At 61.3% G+C, this 16,547-nt stretch carries 17 protein-coding genes and 1 tRNA gene; 14 read left to right on the top strand and 4 right to left on the bottom strand.

From position 1 onward, the window contains the following. Positions 1-99 precede the first annotated feature (99 nt). Positions 100-1,779, bottom strand: coding sequence for an energy-dependent translational throttle protein EttA (gene ettA, locus VF631_RS09330; protein WP_431850013.1), 1,680 nt, complete (start codon positions 1,777-1,779; stop codon positions 100-102). A 90-nt stretch (positions 1,780-1,869) separates the two neighbouring features. Between ettA and VF631_RS09325 the strand changes: the two genes are divergently transcribed. The 12 genes from VF631_RS09325 (at position 1,870) to VF631_RS09270 (ending at position 13,900) form a co-directional block, all read left to right on the top strand. Then, entirely contained in the window at positions 1,870-3,252 is a 1,383-nt protein-coding gene (locus VF631_RS09325; protein WP_431850012.1) for a M20/M25/M40 family metallo-hydrolase, read from the top strand. Positions 3,253-3,424: 172 nt separating this feature from the next. Next, positions 3,425-5,131 (top strand): DUF6538 domain-containing protein, encoded by a 1,707-nt coding sequence (locus tag VF631_RS09320; protein ID WP_431850011.1) that lies wholly within the window; start codon positions 3,425-3,427, stop codon positions 5,129-5,131. Positions 5,132-5,737: 606 nt separating this feature from the next. Beyond that, positions 5,738-7,408, top strand: a complete 1,671-nt coding sequence (locus tag VF631_RS09315) for a terminase large subunit domain-containing protein (protein WP_431850010.1) — start codon at positions 5,738-5,740, stop codon at positions 7,406-7,408. Between the two features lie 62 nt (positions 7,409-7,470). Beyond that, positions 7,471-8,799, top strand: coding sequence for a hypothetical protein (locus VF631_RS09310; protein WP_431850009.1), 1,329 nt, complete (start codon positions 7,471-7,473; stop codon positions 8,797-8,799). 130 nt (positions 8,800-8,929) lie between these two features. Further along, the gene (locus VF631_RS09305; protein ID WP_431850008.1) at positions 8,930-9,103 is read left to right on the top strand and encodes a hypothetical protein; all 174 of its coding nucleotides are present in this window, start codon (positions 8,930-8,932) and stop codon (positions 9,101-9,103) included. Positions 9,104-9,133: 30 nt separating this feature from the next. After that, positions 9,134-10,033 carry a major capsid protein gene (locus VF631_RS09300; protein ID WP_431850007.1) on the top strand — a complete coding sequence of 300 codons (900 nt, stop codon included), beginning with the start codon at positions 9,134-9,136 and terminating at the stop codon, positions 10,031-10,033. A gap of 142 nt (positions 10,034-10,175) precedes the next feature. Further along, the gene (locus VF631_RS09295; RefSeq protein WP_431850006.1) at positions 10,176-10,739 is read left to right on the top strand and encodes a DnaT-like ssDNA-binding protein; all 564 of its coding nucleotides are present in this window, start codon (positions 10,176-10,178) and stop codon (positions 10,737-10,739) included. Next, positions 10,736-11,095: a hypothetical protein gene (locus VF631_RS09290; protein WP_431850005.1), complete on the top strand. Its 360-nt coding sequence runs from the start codon at positions 10,736-10,738 to the stop codon at positions 11,093-11,095. Before VF631_RS09295 ends, VF631_RS09290 begins: the two co-directional genes overlap by 4 nt. Then, positions 11,092-11,475, top strand: a complete 384-nt coding sequence (locus VF631_RS09285; protein ID WP_431850004.1) for a hypothetical protein — start codon at positions 11,092-11,094, stop codon at positions 11,473-11,475. Before VF631_RS09290 ends, VF631_RS09285 begins: the two co-directional genes overlap by 4 nt. A gap of 32 nt (positions 11,476-11,507) precedes the next feature. Beyond that, a complete protein-coding gene (locus VF631_RS09280) occupies positions 11,508-12,596 on the top strand; it encodes a DUF5677 domain-containing protein (protein ID WP_431850003.1) in 1,089 nt (362 codons plus the stop codon). 57 nt (positions 12,597-12,653) lie between these two features. Next, positions 12,654-13,067 (top strand): hypothetical protein, encoded by a 414-nt coding sequence (locus VF631_RS09275; protein WP_431850002.1) that lies wholly within the window; start codon positions 12,654-12,656, stop codon positions 13,065-13,067. Positions 13,068-13,324: 257 nt separating this feature from the next. Then, positions 13,325-13,900, top strand: a complete 576-nt coding sequence (locus VF631_RS09270) for a recombinase family protein (RefSeq protein WP_431850001.1) — start codon at positions 13,325-13,327, stop codon at positions 13,898-13,900. Between the two features lie 515 nt (positions 13,901-14,415). Here VF631_RS09270 and VF631_RS09265 read toward each other — a convergent pair. Next, entirely contained in the window at positions 14,416-15,243 is an 828-nt protein-coding gene (locus VF631_RS09265; protein ID WP_431850000.1) for a hypothetical protein, read from the bottom strand. Positions 15,244-15,374: 131 nt separating this feature from the next. Between VF631_RS09265 and VF631_RS09260 the strand changes: the two genes are divergently transcribed. After that, complete coding sequence (locus VF631_RS09260; protein ID WP_431849999.1) at positions 15,375-15,650, top strand: hypothetical protein; 276 nt, start codon at positions 15,375-15,377, stop codon at positions 15,648-15,650. Between the two features lie 13 nt (positions 15,651-15,663). Here the strand turns inward: VF631_RS09260 and VF631_RS09255 are convergent, their stop codons facing one another. Next, on the bottom strand, positions 15,664-15,906 hold the full coding sequence (locus tag VF631_RS09255; RefSeq protein WP_431849998.1) for a hypothetical protein: 243 nt from the start codon (positions 15,904-15,906) through the stop codon (positions 15,664-15,666). On the opposite strand from VF631_RS09255, the gene VF631_RS09250 reads away from it, so the two are divergent. Further along, on the top strand, positions 15,890-16,297 hold the full coding sequence (locus VF631_RS09250) for a hypothetical protein (protein ID WP_431849997.1): 408 nt from the start codon (positions 15,890-15,892) through the stop codon (positions 16,295-16,297). The genes VF631_RS09255 and VF631_RS09250 overlap by 17 nt on opposite strands. A gap of 90 nt (positions 16,298-16,387) precedes the next feature. Here VF631_RS09250 and VF631_RS09245 read toward each other — a convergent pair. Further along, positions 16,388-16,464 (bottom strand) — tRNA-Pro (locus VF631_RS09245). Positions 16,465-16,547 lie beyond the last annotated feature (83 nt).

Raw genomic sequence — 16,547 nt, 5'->3', positions numbered from 1 at the left:
CCGTCACCGCGGGGGAAGCTGGTTTCGTGCTCGCTAGCGTTGGAACGGTTGCTAGTAGCAGAGCCAGAGCCAGAGCAGTTAAGAGTCGGTCGTGACCCATCACCGCGTGAGTTTCCGATAAGTCGTCCGGTGGGGCAAGTCCGCATCCGGCCCAAGCCGCCGCCTTTTGTCCTCCTCATAGCTTTCGAAATTACCTTCGAACCATTCCACGTGGCTATCGCCTTCGAACGCCAGGATGTGCGTTGCCAGGCGGTCGAGGAAGAAGCGGTCGTGGCTGATCACCACCGCGCAGCCGGCGAAGTTCTCGAGCGCGTCTTCGAGCGCGCGTAGGGTCTCGACGTCGAGGTCGTTGGTGGGCTCGTCGAGCAGGAGGACATTGCCGCCTTCCTTGAGCATCTTGGCCATGTGGACGCGGTTGCGTTCGCCGCCGGAGAGTTGCCCGACCTTCTTCTGCTGGTCGCCACCCTTGAAGTTGAACGCGCCGACATAGGCGCGGGTGGCGACTTCGTGCTTGCCGAAGCGGAAGATGTCGTGTCCGCCAGACACTTCCTCCCAGACGTTCTTCTTGGGATCGAGCGCGTCGCGGCTCTGGTCGACATAGCCGAGCCGCACCGTCTCGCCGATGCGGACGCTGCCGTCGTCGGGCTGCTCGGCGCCGGTGATTAGTTTGAACAAGGTCGTCTTGCCGGCGCCGTTAGGGCCGATCACGCCGACGATGCCGCCCGGTGGCAGGCTGAACGACAGATCGTCGAACAGCAGCTTGTCGCCATAAGCCTTGGTCAGGCCCTTGGCCTCGATCACGGTTCCGCCCAGGCGCTCGGGCACTTGGATCAGGATCTGGGCCTTGCCGGGCGTGCGGTTCTCCTGCGATTCGACCAGCTCGTCGAACGCCTTGATCCGCGCCTTGGACTTGGCCTGGCGCGCCTTGGGGCTGCGGCGGATCCAGTCGAGCTCCTCCTGGATCGCCTTCTGCTTGCCCGCTTCTTCGCTCTGCTCCTGCTCGAGCCGCTTGGCCTTCTTCTCAAGATAGCCGGAATAGTTGCTCTCGTAGATATAGTAGCGGCCGCGATCGAGCTCGAGCACCCAGTTGACGACATTGTCGAGGAAGTAGCGATCGTGGGTGACCAGGATCACGTTGCCGGCGTAATCGACGAGGTGCTTCTCCAGCCAGGCGACGCTTTCGGCGTCGAGATGGTTGGTCGGCTCGTCGAGCAACAGGATGTCGGGCTTCTCGAGCAGCAGCTTGGTCAGCGCGACGCGGCGCTTCTCGCCTCCCGACAGGTTGTCGATGGCGGCATCGCCCGGCGGGCAGCGCAACGCGTCCATGGCGATCTCGAGCTGGTTGTCGAGGCTCCAGCCATCGACCGCGTCGATCTTCTCCTGAAGCTCGCCCATCTCCGTCATCAGCGCGTCGAAGTCGGCGTCCTCGGGCGGATCGCCCATGATCGTCGAGATCTCGTTGAACCGGTCCATCATGTCGGCGGTCGCGCGGACGCCATCCATGACGTTCTCCTTGACCGTCTTGGAGGGATCGAGCTGCGGCTCCTGCTCCAGATAGCCGACGCGGATATGCTCGCCCGGCCAGGCCTCGCCGACATATTCCTTGTCGCGTCCGGCCATGATCTTCATCAAGGTCGACTTGCCTGATCCGTTCGGCCCGATGATCGCAATCTTGGCGTCGGGATAGAATTGCAGGTGGATGTTGTTGAGGATCGGCTTGGGCGCGCCCGGGAAGGTCTTGGTCATGCCCTTCATGACGAAACTATACTGTGCAGCCATGGCGGCGCGTCTCTCCGGATGATGTCTGGGAATTGCCGGCTTACCTAGTGACTTGCGGCCCGATTGGCAAACCGCCTAAGCCCCTGCCCCATGAAGAAATCACTCCTTTTCGCCGCCGCGATCAGCGCCCTCGCTCCCACAGCCTCGCCGGCGCAGAACCGCGCGCCGCAGGTCGAGCGCCTCCGCGATGCGGCGCTGAACGGTGACAATCATGCCTGGGACATTGTCGAGGGCCTGACCACCGAGGTCGGACCTCGGCTGGCTGGCACGGAAGCTGAAGCACGGGCGCGTGAATGGTCGGTTCGAAAGCTCAGGAGCCTCGGCTTCTCGAACGTGCGGATCGAGGAGTTCGACATGCCGGTCTGGGTGCGCGGCGAGGAAAAAGGTCAGATCCTGGCCCCCTTTCTCCAGCCGCTCGCCCTGACAGCTCTCGGCAATTCGGGTGCGACTCCGGCCAGCGGCATCGAGGCGGAGGTGGTTGCCTTTTCCAGCATGGCCGAGCTTCAGGCCGCGCCGGCCGAACGGATCCGCGGCAAGATCGTGTTCGTCACTCACCGCATGCAAAAGACCCAGGATGGGTCCAGCTACGGATATTTCGGCGCGGTGCGGCGGCTCGGGCCATCGGTCGCCTCGCAAAAGGGGGCCGCGGCGATCGTGATCCGCTCGATCGGCACCGACAGCCATCGCATGCCTCACACCGGCGTTCAGCAATGGCAGGCGGGCGTCACGCCGATCCCGGCCGCCGCCCTGTCCAATCCCGACGCCGACAATCTGGAGCGTATTTTTGAGCGCGGCCGGCCGGTCCGCATGCGGCTGCTGCTGACGCCGCGGCAAATCGGCACCCGCAAGTCCGGCAACGTCATCGCCGAAGTGCCCGGGCGCGATCCCAAGGCAGGCATCGTGCTGGTCGGCGGCCACCTCGACAGCTGGGACCTCGGCACCGGCGCGATCGACGATGGCGCCGGCGTTGCGATCACCGCCGCCGCCGCCAAGCGCGTGATGGACGCCGGCCGCCCCCGCCGCACCATCCGGGTCGTCTGGTTCGGCGCGGAGGAAGTCGGCATCCTGGGCGGCAACGATTATGCGCGGCGGCACGGGACCGAACTTCACGCCGCGGCCGCCGAATCCGATTTCGGCGCGGACCGGATCTGGCGGGTGGACTTCGGCTTGCCAGAACAGGCCAAGGCGGTGACGGACCGGGTCGAAGCCGCGCTGTCTCCGCTCGGCATTGCCCGCGGGACCGCGGTCGCTCGCGGGGGACCCGATCTCGGACCGCTGGTCGCGGCGGGCGCGCCTGCAATTACGCTCCAGCAGGACGGGACCGACTATTTCGATCTCCACCACACGCCCGACGACACGCTCGACAAGATCGATCGCGAAGACCTGCGCCAGAACGTCGCGGCATACACGGCTTTCCTCAGCATCGTCGCCAACGCACCGGAAAATTGGGGGCACAACGCGCCGCAGCGTTGAGCGCGAACCGCTACTTGGCGGCCTCAAGGATGGTCGGGGAGACAGGATGAATCCGGGAACCCTGAAAACGGCAGAATGCCTAGTAATCGTGGTTTTACGCGGCTTAGGACTCCACATCGCTACATAATCTGCTACAGCACTTGCTACAGCAACAGCAAGTCGGGGCAGCTTAGTGTCACTCGCAAACTACCTCTTCCCGCGCGGCAAGGCCGGCACTTACCAGCTACGGGTGCCCGTCCCGCGGCGGCTCCAGGCGAGCTATGGCAAGCGTGAGCGTATCCGCTCGATGGGCACGTCTGATCGAGCCGCCGCCGTTCGGAAAGCCTTGCCGATCTTGTCCGAATGGCAAGCGGAGTTCGCCCGCCTAGAAGGCGAGCCGGCGACGGCAAGCGACCTGCCCACCCTTGCCGTGGATCGAGGCTACCGGCGCATGCTGGAGAGCTTGGAGGATCGACGCCGCAACGTGCCAGATGACAGCGCCGCCTACGCGGCCTTCCTGGAAAAGAGGCAAGCGGACCTAATCAGGCTTACCCGCCGTCGCCAGGACGGCTTGCAAGAGCATTGGGAGGGCGTAGCGGATCGGATTATAGCAAATGAACAGTTGAGCGTGATGAAGGGCAGCGAAGCCTATCAGGCGTTCGTCGACTCGATCGCCGATGCGAGCATTGACGCCTTGTCGGTGTTCAATCGCCGTAATGCCGGAGAACTGGACGCCGAACCCCGCAGCAAGGTCGTTAGGAGAACGCTGGAGCGCGAAGCCGCCACCGCCCCGTCAGGTGAAACCTTGCTCGAGCTTTTCGAGCGCTATGCCGCCCAGAGGCTTGCCGAGAAGCGCAAGCGGCCGGACACAATCAATCAGGACCGCAAGGTAATCGAAAGCTTCGCCAGCTTCGTCGGGAAGGATCGAAAAGCCGAGACGATCACCGGCGTGGACGTGCGCGACTGGATCGACACGCTTGCGGTGCTTCCGCCGAATTGGCGCAAGCGGAAGGAATACCGCGAGCTGAGCATGGCAAAGGCTGCCGAGAAGGCGAAAGCTGCGGGCGAGGCCGGTCCAAGCCCGAACACCCTGAATAAGTATCTCTCGACCGTCCGCCCCCTGTTCACATGGCTTACGAAGCGAAACTACTACACCGGCACCAACCCATGCGACGGCCTGTTCAACGACGTGCCCAAGGGTAGCAATCCGCGCCCGCCGTTCAGCACTGAGCAGCTCAACACGATCCTTGGTTCGCCGCTTTTCACTGGCTTTCTGCGGGACGGGAAGGAACACCTACCGGGCAACTGCTACTCTGATGATTGGCGGCGCTGGATACCACTCACGGCCATGTTCACCGGCGCTCGTATCGGGGAGGTTGCTCAGCTCCGCATCGGCGATGTGCGGCAAGAGCGAGGCGTCTGGTTCGTTCACATCGCCTTTGATGAGGAGACAGGCCAGACCACCAAATCGGGCCTCAGTCGCGCCGCGCCCATTCATTCCAAGCTGATCGAGCTCGGCTTCCTCGCCTTCCACCAACGGCAAGCCGAGCGTGCCGAGCGCGACGGCAACCTGTCTCTGTTCCCTGAACTGGAGCCAAACGAGCGCGGCCAGATCAGCGGCAAGCCATCCCGTTGGTGGCGGGAGTATCTGGAGGACATTGGCATCAAGGATGGCGCGGACGGCTACGGCGCCCATTCCTTCCGTCACACGATGGCCGATCGACTAAGGGACGAAGCCGAGCTGCTAGACGATCAGATCGAGGTAGCGCTTGGACACAATCAGAAAACCGTCACAAGCGGCTACGGCAAGCTTCGCCAGGGCACTGTCACCATGCTTCGGGACATGTTCGAAGGCGTCCGGTTCGACGGCGTGGATTTCACGCCGGTGATGCCACGCTAGGCCGGTTTCCGGGGCACGCCGGGTGGGTTCTGGAAATGTCGTGACAGCCTCTCGACTCATGGTCTGGAATATGCAACGCGCACACACACGCACGCCGCCTGCGTCTATAGATAAACTATAATATATACCTGATTCTGAATCTTACTTGAGATTCCACTATCGTTAATCTTCTTCGAAGATTGGACTGCGTCTCGTTTTTTTGTTGTGATTGATCGGAAGCACAACGATCGCAGCAAGCCCGCGGAGTGCAGCGCTTGGTTTTCCTCGCGGTGTCCGACTCCTTCCGGTGAGTTCCACCTTGACCTGAATCGTGGGTGTGTTATTATACACACACTAAATCGATTGGTGGCGCTACTACCCCTCTCCTCGGAGGTGAAACGGGAGGCCAAGGTTGCCGGCTCAAAACAACCACTCACCCCGGAGTGAAACGGGAGGCCCGCTCATCCGCTTTGTAGGTGGAGAACCAGCTAACTCGGAACACCTGATTTAGACCCTTTGCGGTCTCGCCCCAACAGTCGGGCACGTCTCCGCCGACGCTAATGGCAACCCGCCCCGCAATCGCGGTGAGGCGGCTTGATCCCAACAGCATCAGCCGAGTTCCGTTCAGTGCCTGCCCCTTCCCTCTCTCAGCAAATCGCCCTTTGGCGCGACGGATCAGCCGGCTTCTTCCGGTTCGTCCAGGACGTGCAACCGCACGTTCGCTCGCACACCGGCGGCTTTGCTCCCTATGCGATCGGGGATCGTGAGCGTGCCGAGATTGCGCGCGCCTTAGACGGCCAGGACGTGTCCGTCGCGGTGTGGTGCTGGCCGCGCCGCCACGGCAAGACCTTAGCAAGCGCCATGCTGATCGTGTGGCGGTTCATGACTCGCCCGACTGAAAACATCGCGGTTGTGGCGAACAGCGAAAAGCAGGTGGTGGACACCGCGTTCCGCACAATCCGTGAAGCCTTTGAACACACCCCGGCGCTCAAGGCGATTGTGAAAGCCGGCTCGATAGTGGTGCTTCAGGACCGGATTGAGCTACCGTCAACCGGCTCGATCATTCAGGCATTTTCGAGCAACCCCTCTGCGCTTTGGGGCAAGAAGCTCAGCTGCGCTCAGATTAGCGAGCTGCACGCCGCCCCGCGCGGCGATGATGTGTTCGCCGCCCTTGCCGGCTCGCTGCTCGACACGGCCGGCTCGCTTATGCTGATCGACAGCACAGTAGGGCCGAAGAGTTCGAAGCTGTTCGACCTTTATCAGGCCGCCACGCGCGCCGGCGACCCCGACCCGTCGATTGCATTCAGCCATATCGGTTATGCGGACGTGGAAGACGCTTGCCGCAACACGCCAGCTTGGTTGCCGGCAGTCCGGCTTCGCTCACTATCACGCCAGATGCTCCCGCATGAGTTCGCGCTGTATCACCTCAACAGGTGGCAAGACGCGGCCAACGCGCTCTTCCCGAAAGGCACGCTCGATCAGTGCGTGCACGAATACCCGCTGGACGTGGCGGCGCTCGCGAACGGCTCCGCTTACGTCACCGGCGCTGGCCTGGACCGCGCGTTCGGCGGTTCGAAGCACGGCGACCGCACTGTCACCGCGTGCGTGGCTAAGATCGTTCTGGACGATGATGAGCACCTGTTCGTCCTGGACGCCGATGCGGTGTTCCTTGGGAGGCTGAGCGGCTTGAAAAGCCGTTTCGGGGAGTATCACCGGGAACACCGCATCACCCGCGCCACGCTCGAAAGCTACGGCTCTCAGGATGTGGCCGACTGGACGGCAACGCAGCCCTTCGCCGGCGGCGTGGAAGTGGTGCACCCGTCGCGCCGGTCCAAATACGCTGCCTTCATGTCGCTCTACCAAGCAGCGGCCGAACAGCGTCTCCACGTCCATCCCAAGTTCAAGGCGCTGATCGAAGAGCTATCGGTGTTCGAAGTGATCGCGGACGGCAAGGCCACCGATGGTGAAGCCGCCGTGCCCCGGTTCCAGCACCCGCGCGGCGCTCACGATGACTTCGTGCATGCCCTCGCATGGGCTGTCTACTCGCTGCGGTCGATCACGCTGAACCCGTATGAGATTGAGGGCATTCATTGCGCCGGCCGTGGTGCCGACGTTGCGATGTGCGCATTAAATGGTGGTGGGCATCTGCCGTTCTGCGGCCAGTCGTGTCGATCGATGCGCGAAGCGGCACGGCTCTATAGCGCTTATGTCGATCGCAAGCCTCTACAGCCGGTAGGTTTGGAGACATTCATCGCAAACAAGCTGAAGAATATCGGCGCACATACGGTGCCGCGATGATTTTATCCTCGACTTGTTCTAAGCACAATGCTATACTCATAGGCAAGTGTGTCTAGTTGCGTATGAGTATCGTGCCCCTGTTCTTCTCTTCCGAAGTAGTGCGTATTGCGCAGTCGAGCCTCGATCGCAAGGACGAGTGCTCTAAGCGCTTGCGTTACTACTTCGATGAACAATCCGATGCAACCTTAAACTTGGTTGCGCGCCGATGGTCGCACCCTGACAAGTTCCGTCTCTTCTCGATCAACATCACTAAGAAGATCGTGAACCGGCGCGCGACGACTTACCGCCTTTCACCGCGCCGCACATTTGCCGGCCTGGATCAAGCCACCGGCGATCAGCTCTATCGGGCGATGAACGTGGACGGGGTGCTCAAGAAAGCGAGCAAGCTCACCAAGCTCTGCAAAACCACCATGCTCCAGGTTGGCTGGAATGAGGCCGCCGGCGTTCCGGTCCTGAATGTCATCACCCCGAACATTCTGGACGTGGTGCACACAGGCAACCCGGAACAGCCGTCCCGCGTCATCATCACGCATGCTGCCACACGCGCCGAAGATGTGTCCTATTCGGATTGGACCGCCGGAAGCTTCCGCCGGCTGAACTTTCGCGGCGCTCGCCAGCGGATCGACGGCAACCCGCAAGGCGTCAATCCATACGGCGCCCTTCCCTTTGTGCCGCTTTTCGACCGGCTGCCCGATGACGAATTCTTTCTCACCGGCGGAAGGGATCTCATCGAAGCTCAAGACGCGGTCAACGTGGCACTCGCCAACCTGTGGCGCTCGGTTGAACTCCAGGCACACGGCCAAGCATGGGCGACCGGCATATCTGCGAATGAGCAGCTGAGCACCGGCCCCGATCGGGCGATTGTTCTCCCGCAGGGTTCGCAGTTCGGCTTCGCCAGCCCGAACGCGCCGATCAAAGATATCCTGTCTGCGATCGAGTTCGTGATGCGCCAAGTCGCCGCGACGAATGACGTTGGCGCGGATGTATTCGACCTGTCGAAACGAGCGGAAAGCGGTTCGGCAAAGCATGCCGAGCGCCTGGACCTGAAGGAAGCTCGCCAGGACGATATCACCCTTTGGCGCGCCTATGAGCACCGGCTGTTCGAAACGATCAAGCGGGTGGTGAATGTGCACGCTCCCGGCACCATCCCGGAGGGCGCAACCGTCTCGGTCGACTTTGCCGAGTTCGCAGACAATCTCACCGAAGCCGAACAGCTCGATAACCTAAGCACCAAGCTTGAGCTTGGCCTGATCGCGCCGGCTGACGCGCTCATGGCCCTAAACCCGGACGGCTACCCCGACCGCGCCGCCGCGCACGCCGAGCTTCTACGCCGGCGTGTGGAAGCCGCTGAACTCACAACCGTTGCCAGTGCCACCACTCGCCAGGATTGAACATGAACATCGAAGAACAGCTTGCCGAAGGGCAAGCCGCACTGACTGCTGCCCAAGCCGACCTAGAAGCCGCCGCCGCCACCATCCTTGCCGGCGTCCCGGAGCACCTGAAGCGCTTATCCCGGCCAACATGCCACCGCGTGAGCGGATCGACTGGTTCGCGCAAGCAAAGGCCACTGGCATCTTCGATCGTGCCGCGGTGCCCACCACCGATGCCGGCGCGAAGCCAACAATCACCCCGAAGCAAGCCGACCCGAGTTCGCTGCCACCGCACGCGCGCATGGCCGCCGGCTACCGCAAGTAACAAACCACAAACGAGAGGAATGCCCCTACGATGCTGACTGCCCTGGAATATTCGAAGCTGAACCCCGACCCGCTCACTAGCGGCGTTGTCGAAATCTTCGCGGCCGAAAACCCCGTCATCGCCACCCTGCCCTTCATCAACGTGGCTGGCAGCGCTTACCGTTACAACGTCGAACAGAGCCTCCCCGGCGTCGCCTTCCGCGGCTTCAACGAAGGCTATGTCGAGAGCACCGGCGTCATCCATCCGATGGTCGAAGCGCTCACGATCTTGGGCGGGGATTCTGACTTCGACGTTGCGCAGATTGCGATGCAAACCGGCGACAATGACACGCGCGCGGTGCACGACGGCATGAAGGCGAAGGCCGCCGCGCTCACGCATCTGCGCACCTTCTTTGACGGGGACACGTCTACGAACCCGAAAGAGTTTGATGGCCTGAACCGCCGCCTTGCCGGCGCTCAAGTGCTCACTGCCGGCGCGAATGGCAGCCTGCTCACGCTCGAGATGCTGGACGAGCTAGTTGACGCCGTGCGCGGCACGCCGACGATCCTGCTCATGAACAAGAAGCTTCGGCAACGCGCTCGCCAGCTCGCCCGCCAAGTCAATGCGCTCACCATCACTACCGATCAGCTCGGCCGCGAGCTGGACGGCTACGCCGGCGTGCCGTTCGGCGTAGTCGAGGATGATGAGACCGGGGCGGAAATCCTCGGCTTCGATGAGACGCAAGGCACGGCGAACGACACCGCCTCGATCTATGCTTGCCGCTTCGGCGCTGACACGTTCCACGGCATCCAAACCGCGCCGATCGGGGCGCGTGATCTTGGCGAGGTGGACGACAAGCCGGCGCTGCGCACCCGGATCGAGTGGTATTCCGGCCTTGTCATCAAGCATCCCCGCGCGGCCGCTCGCTTGAAAGGCGTGAAGGCAGCCTAACGAAACCAAGGCCGGCGCTTGCTCGAAGCGCCGGTGCGGACAAGTCGGCAAGTGTCCGTAGTCATGAAAACAACACCGACCGCCGGCAGCGCTTCTTACACCTGGGCGCGTGGCCGGCACTTACCCCCACAAGGCCTCCGCAATGAACGTCCCTGAACCGACCGTCGGCTTGAACACCTATATCAGCGTTGCCAACGCGAGCGCGGTGGCCGCCAATCGATTGCAAGCCGACGAATGGCGCGCCGCGATCGCAGCGCATGAGGCTGCTACCGCCGCCGCGCTCCAGGACACCGCCGACAACAGCAAGCCGCTTCCCGAAAGCCCGCCCACAGTGCCCGCTGAATGCCGCCAGGCGCTCGCTACAGCCACGGCAACCCTGGACCGGCTCAAGTGGGCGGGAACGCGCGCAAGCGCCTCACAGACGCTTGCGTGGCCCCGCCGGCGCGTGCTGGACCGCGACGGGCAGGTAGTGCCCGCGAACGTCATCCCGCCCGCCATTGCCACCGCTTGCGCCGAACTCGCCTTCTTTTTGCTTGCGAGGGGACGCGACCCATCCGGCAACGCGCAAACGCAAATGCGCATGATCGGCCAAAGCATGGAAACCTATTTTGCATCTGTCTCGGATGAGCTGCCCACGCACGTCGGGCGCTTGATCGAGCCCTTCCTAGAGGTTCGCTCCCGCCACTCAGCCGAGTTGCTCTTTTGAGCTACGTTGGCGGAGCAGGGCTGCTCGATCCTTGCGACCTCACAGACGCTCCGATCAGCCCCGAGCAGCGGCTGTTCCGGCATATCATCCTGAATGCCGTCCTAGACGCCATCTATGGCGCAACAACGTGCACCCGGCCCGAAGCCGTTGAGCGCGCCCGCGAAGAAGCAATGCGTTGGCTAGTTAGCGGCGGCGAAGATTTCCGAACTGTCTGCGAATGCGCCAACCTGGAGCCGACTACCGTCCGTGACCGCGCGCTGGAGTATGTCGCGCGTGAGCGACACGCTCGCCTGACCTCCAAGATGCAGCGACCAAGGATCGGCGCGCATACCGAGCGCGCGAAGGATCGGCGATGAACCTGGATAGCGAGCAGCCCTCGTTTGACCTGATCGTTGCAGGCCGCAAGATCGACAACCGCACGGCCGAAGCACGGCGCTTCCGCGCCTTGGGCGGGGAGCTGCAAATGCAGCTTGGCCGGAACCCGAATGCGGCCGAACGCATGATGATAATGAACGCCGCCACGCTTGCGATGCTATGCGAGCGGGACGCAGCGGACTTGCTTGAGGGCAAGAAGATCGATGCGGAGAGCTACCGCCGCAATGTCACCTTGCTCGGCTCGATCCTGGTCAAGCTCGGCATGGCGATGAAGAGCCGGGATGTGACCAAGCGGGACCGCGCCGGCGCTGATGATTTCGGGGCGGCGCTAATCGAGGCGAGTGCACAAAGGATCAACTAGTTTGGGCGCTCAGCAGCGGCTAATATCATGAGATGGATGACGTTTGGAAACTCGACGCTTATCAGAAGCAATTCGACGCCGAAATTTTGGCAATGTATATGAGGCAGGAAGGGACCGAGTCTGAAATCATAGACCTTTTGCCTAATCTATACCAAGAGACGCTGAGAAGCTTGGTCGATATTCTCTTTTCAGACTTCGACAAACGTTCGCCGGCAATGCTCAAAGAGCATCGAACGCTTCGACGTGGCTTCGTGAAGCGCAACGTAGCCCGGTGGCGCCGTGGCTTTGACCTTCTAGAGCGACTCATCGTGATTAGTCAGGAAAGCGGCGCCGCCGTCAACGGCGCGCTTCGGCCGAAAGCAGCTGAAACCGGAGATGCTTTGTTTGAGGCTGTCATCTCGAACCACGCTCGCGCCGTTCAGCTATCTCGAGAAATACTTGCTCTCATGACTGCAGGATTTCCAAATGGCGCGATGGGCAGGTGGCGAACACTTCACGAAATAGCTGTCGTCTCAATGTTCATTTACCATGCGGGGAGAGACACGGCCGAGAGAGATATTCTTCACGATCATGTGACGTCCTACAAACGCGCAAAAAACTACATGGAGCACCACAAGCGCGCCAACTTAGGCCCGATCGAGCCGGAGGTCATGGAACGACTCAGGGCAGCGCATGATGAGGTTATCCGCACTCGCGGGGATAACATGAAACACGACTATGGCTGGGCAGCCCCGGCCCTAAACAATCCCCGACCAACGTTCGCAGACCTGGAGCTGGCAACGGAGCTCGACCACTGGCGTCCCCGCTACAAATGGGCCACCACGAACACACGCGGCGCGTATCAGACGCTCAACAGCACTCTTGCCACATGCGAGGCCGATCAGCCGGTGCTTGCAGTAGGGGAGAGCAATTCCGGGATGACTGATCCCGGACATATGACTGCAATCTCGCTGAACATAGCCACGATGCCCGTCATGATGCTGGAGCCCAATCTTGACCGCCTCGCTGCTTTTTTGGTGATGCAGCGCCTTTCGGACGAGATCGGCGACACTCTCCTGCGCCTAGACCGGGAGACGTATGAGCGGGCTCGGAAAAGGCGCAACGCGGCAGCAAAGCGGTAGGAGTGGAGCCAATTCTGTATGACGGCGACGATCCGAAGAATGCCGAAGGAGCACAAGATGTCTGAAGACGATCACGCGGCCGACAAATCCGAGCTAAAAGCGTTCGTCGACAGTCTCGACCTGGGCATGGTGTCGCCCCCGAAGAACCCAAGGGCAAGCGCCAGGGGAAGACTCCGACGGCGCATAGATTGGCTGCAGCATGCACTCTCGCAGGTTGAAATCGCAATCCAGGGTGTTCGCGAAGCACCGGGTCGAACCAATCGGCCGGACAAGCTGGATCAACTAGAGAAGGCAATTGCCGATTTCCGCGCAAACGCGGGCTTGCCGCCGCCGAAGGAGCCTAAAGACAGTCCAGAACTTGACCTAGTCTTCCTCCGAGAAGCGCCAGATGCGTATTCGGCTAACACTGAGAGTATCCTGGCCTCGCTAGGCTCATGGGGCTCTGACGATGGTGACGAGTCTACCGAATGATCCCGGCCGAATGGGTGAACGCCGGCGGTCCTTACACGCTCCAGCCCCTCGTCTGCCGGCCCCGCACACTTCCCAGCACTCCCGGTCGAGCGCCACCTAAGGTGTGCACGCCGGGTCCGGCCGCCTCACGCCGGCTAAGCTGTATCGGAATCGTTCGAATACGATGCAGATGCACGGCATGTATCGAAAGATAGCTTGACGATAGTTCCGATACATGACAGATATCGAGCCACGGTTTCGATACAGGAGTTCAGCACATGGCCCGCACGTTCGCATACTGCCGAGTTAGCACCGCCGATCAGACGCCCGACAATCAGGTTCGGGAGATTGCGGCGGCCGGGTTCGCTGTTGAGCCGAAGCGGGTTGTGAGCGAAACCGTCTCGGGTTCGGTGGCGGCAATGGAGCGAAAGGGCTTCGCCCGCTTAGTCGATCGCCTGGAAAGTGGTGACGTGCTGATCGTGACCAAGCTCGATCGGCTAGGACGCAATGCAATGGACGTGCGCGCCACGGTCGAAAAGCTGGCAGCGGACGGCGTGCGGGTGCATTGCCTTGCGCTTGGCGGCGTCGATCTAACCAGTCCGGCGGGCAAGATGACTATGGGCGTCATCGGCGCTGTAGCTGAGTTCGAACGTGACTTGCTGATCGAGCGCACACAGGCCGGCCTAGAGCGCGCTAGGGCCGAAGGTAAGAAGTTAGGGCGTCCATCGTCTCTTTCGCCCGATCAGGTGATAGGGGTGCGCACAAGCCGCGCAGCGGGCATGTCTCTCGGAATGCTGGCGAAAGAATACGGTGTGAGCCGCGCTGCCATACAAAGAGCGGAAAAAAGGGAATAGGGCACCTCCTACCCCCACCCCCCCCCCCTCTGCCTTGGGCAACCTCGCGAGCGCGAAAGTTCGAACCCAAAAAGTTTCGGATCGAGCGAAAAGGCTTTTGCCCAACAATCGAGCGCACACGCGCCGGTGGTGCGCAGTCGCTTCGCCAGATTGCGGCGGTGCTGAACGAACGCGGGATCAACACGCCGCGTGCCGGCGGCGCATGGCAAGCCAAGCAAGTGAAAGACGTGCTAGATCGGGTTAGGAGCGCCGCTGAGAAGCGGACAGCCTAGCTGCCAAGGCATGGCCGCCACGGCTTGCTCAACTCACACTGCGGAGCGCCTAAGCTGGCCCGCCGTTCACCGCGCGACGTGTGCAAGTGTCGGGAGCAAGCCGCCTATCGCGACTCGCTTGCCAGTCAGCATCTGAGGCGCGATCGGCGAGCTGAGTCGCGCCGTGTGTCAAGGGCCGGCACCTCCTTTTCGTGTCAAGTGCGGTGCCGGCCCCACCCGCTTCGGATTTGGAACGCGCTCCGCTTAGACGGACAACCCGGAGGCAGCGTGGATGCTTTGGGCGGCGAAGGCTCGCATAAGTCCGCCGTGTAATCCGGGGTTCACGATCGCCGATCGGGGCAGCTTCTCATAATCGACTAGCAGCTCGCGATAGTCGTCACTGTGACTGAACACCGCGAATATCGCCTCCTTGGGAACTACCGCTTCCAAGACGCGCGGGATCCCACTTCGAACACCGTTGCCCCGCCGTTCGGCCATGCGGTAGCGAGAAAAAACGCCGGCCATCCACCGGCTGTCGGTCCAGCTGATCCCATTCGCAGCGCCGTCGATCGACGTTGCGCAGCTACCGCGATACAGCCGAACCTTGTCGGGAAGGCTTAGCCAAATATCCAGCTCGTTCTGGTCAATCATGCCGAACGAACATGCGTCCCTAAAGCCGGCAAGCACCGCCTGATTGTGATTGCCGCTGTCCGTTGGTCCAGTGCCACTGGAAATGTAGATACACCCGGCGGCTCGCCCCCATGTTATGTCGGTTATCAGGCCGGCTTTGAAGGCGGAATGGAAGATCGAAAACCAAGCGCGGGGCACGTGGTAGGGTTCCGCTGGATTGTGATGCTTGCCCGCTGCGATCAACGCCACAAGTTCGTTGACGGCGTCGGCTGTCTCTAAGCCGTATTTGGTCGTGAAGACATGCGGGTGCAATCTCGTGGTGATCGCAAGATCACGTTCCCAGAACTTCTCCCGTGTCGCCGGTGGTATGTTATCGCCGAAATGTGCGCTCCATAAGCAGTTCAGAAAGTCTTCTGGATCGGCTAGTCGAAAGCGTGCGATGGATTGTGTGCTGTTACTCAAGTGACTGTCCTTTGATTGGCAGGTATCTTATCACAATCACAGGCAGATTTCACGGAAATTGCGAGTAAGGCCGGGGCTTCCAAGTCGTTTCGAAGCCGGTTTATGATGCTGCGCAAAAGGGGGCAGCTCGCATGATTCCACGTGATCGATATGAGGATGCAAGGCGGCAAGCGGACGGACTGCCCGCCATCGAGCGGCCCGCGCGTGAGATCAGTCGCGGGCAGTCCACCTTGCTGATCATCCTGGCGATAGCGGCTATCACCGGCGTGTTCTGGAACCTCTACACGACACATGAAGAGCAAGCGGCGGTGAAGAACATGGACTACTCGCGCTGCTACAGCTCTAAGTGCGAGGCGGCCGTGGCTGTCCGGCGCATGGGCGGTGACGCCGACTACTTTTTTAGATGATGCGCGATGCGTCTCAGTATGTCTCGCTGACTATGTAGAGCGTTGCGATGCCGTGACGCTTTGCGGCCTCGATCCCTTCCGCTTCGGCGATAGCAGCAGTGGGGAGCGGCCCCGACGAACTGTTTCCGTCCAGGTCAAGTGCGGTGGTTAGGACGTAGCCGCTGCTCACCTTGGTCACGAGTAAATAAGCACACGGACCCGGAACTTGATCGAGGGCGCTCACTCGTTTGATTTCGATCTTGTCGATGCTCGGCATGTGTCAGCCCCTTGAAAGGTTACTCGGCCGAATGCACCAACCGCAGCGCGGCGCGAGGCGAGCGTTCAGCTTGCGCCGGCTCAAGCTCGATCAGTTCGAACATGCTCGCCAGGCCGGCCGGCGTTCCAAGCTCAATCGCTTGCGCATCGGCGTTGTGCTGCTCGGCCCAAAGACAAAGCGGCACCGGGTTCGGAATCCTAAAGAGATGAAATCATCTGTTCGGCTTAAGCTCGGGTTTTACTTTGCATTTAGTATCCCGATTGTCATGGTTATGATTACGATCATCCTGGCCGCTTTGATCGTTGGCGCGCTGGACATCGTCGCGTTCATGTCGACAACCTTTGAACGGTTGGTCGAGTCCGAAGCCAACAAAATTGGCAACGCGAAATAGCTCAACGGCATGTCACTCGCCCAGCCACTTGCTACAGCAACTGCTACACGGCCTGCTTAGAAAGCCCAGAAAACAGCCATTTCGTAATGATGGTCGGGGAGACAGGATTCGAACCTGCGACCCTCTGCTCCCAAAGCAGATGCGCTACCAGGCTGCGCTACTCCCCGACATTCATCGGCTCAAAGTGGTACTTTGAGCCGGGGCAAGAGGAAAGAAGAAAGGAACCCCTTTCCTTCCCCTGGATCAAAGT

Source organism: Allosphingosinicella sp. (genome assembly GCF_036387615.1).
Lineage (GTDB): Bacteria > Pseudomonadota > Alphaproteobacteria > Sphingomonadales > Sphingomonadaceae > Allosphingosinicella.
Note: the sequence above shows the minus strand (reverse complement) of the source record. Positions and strands in the feature narration are given on the sequence as shown.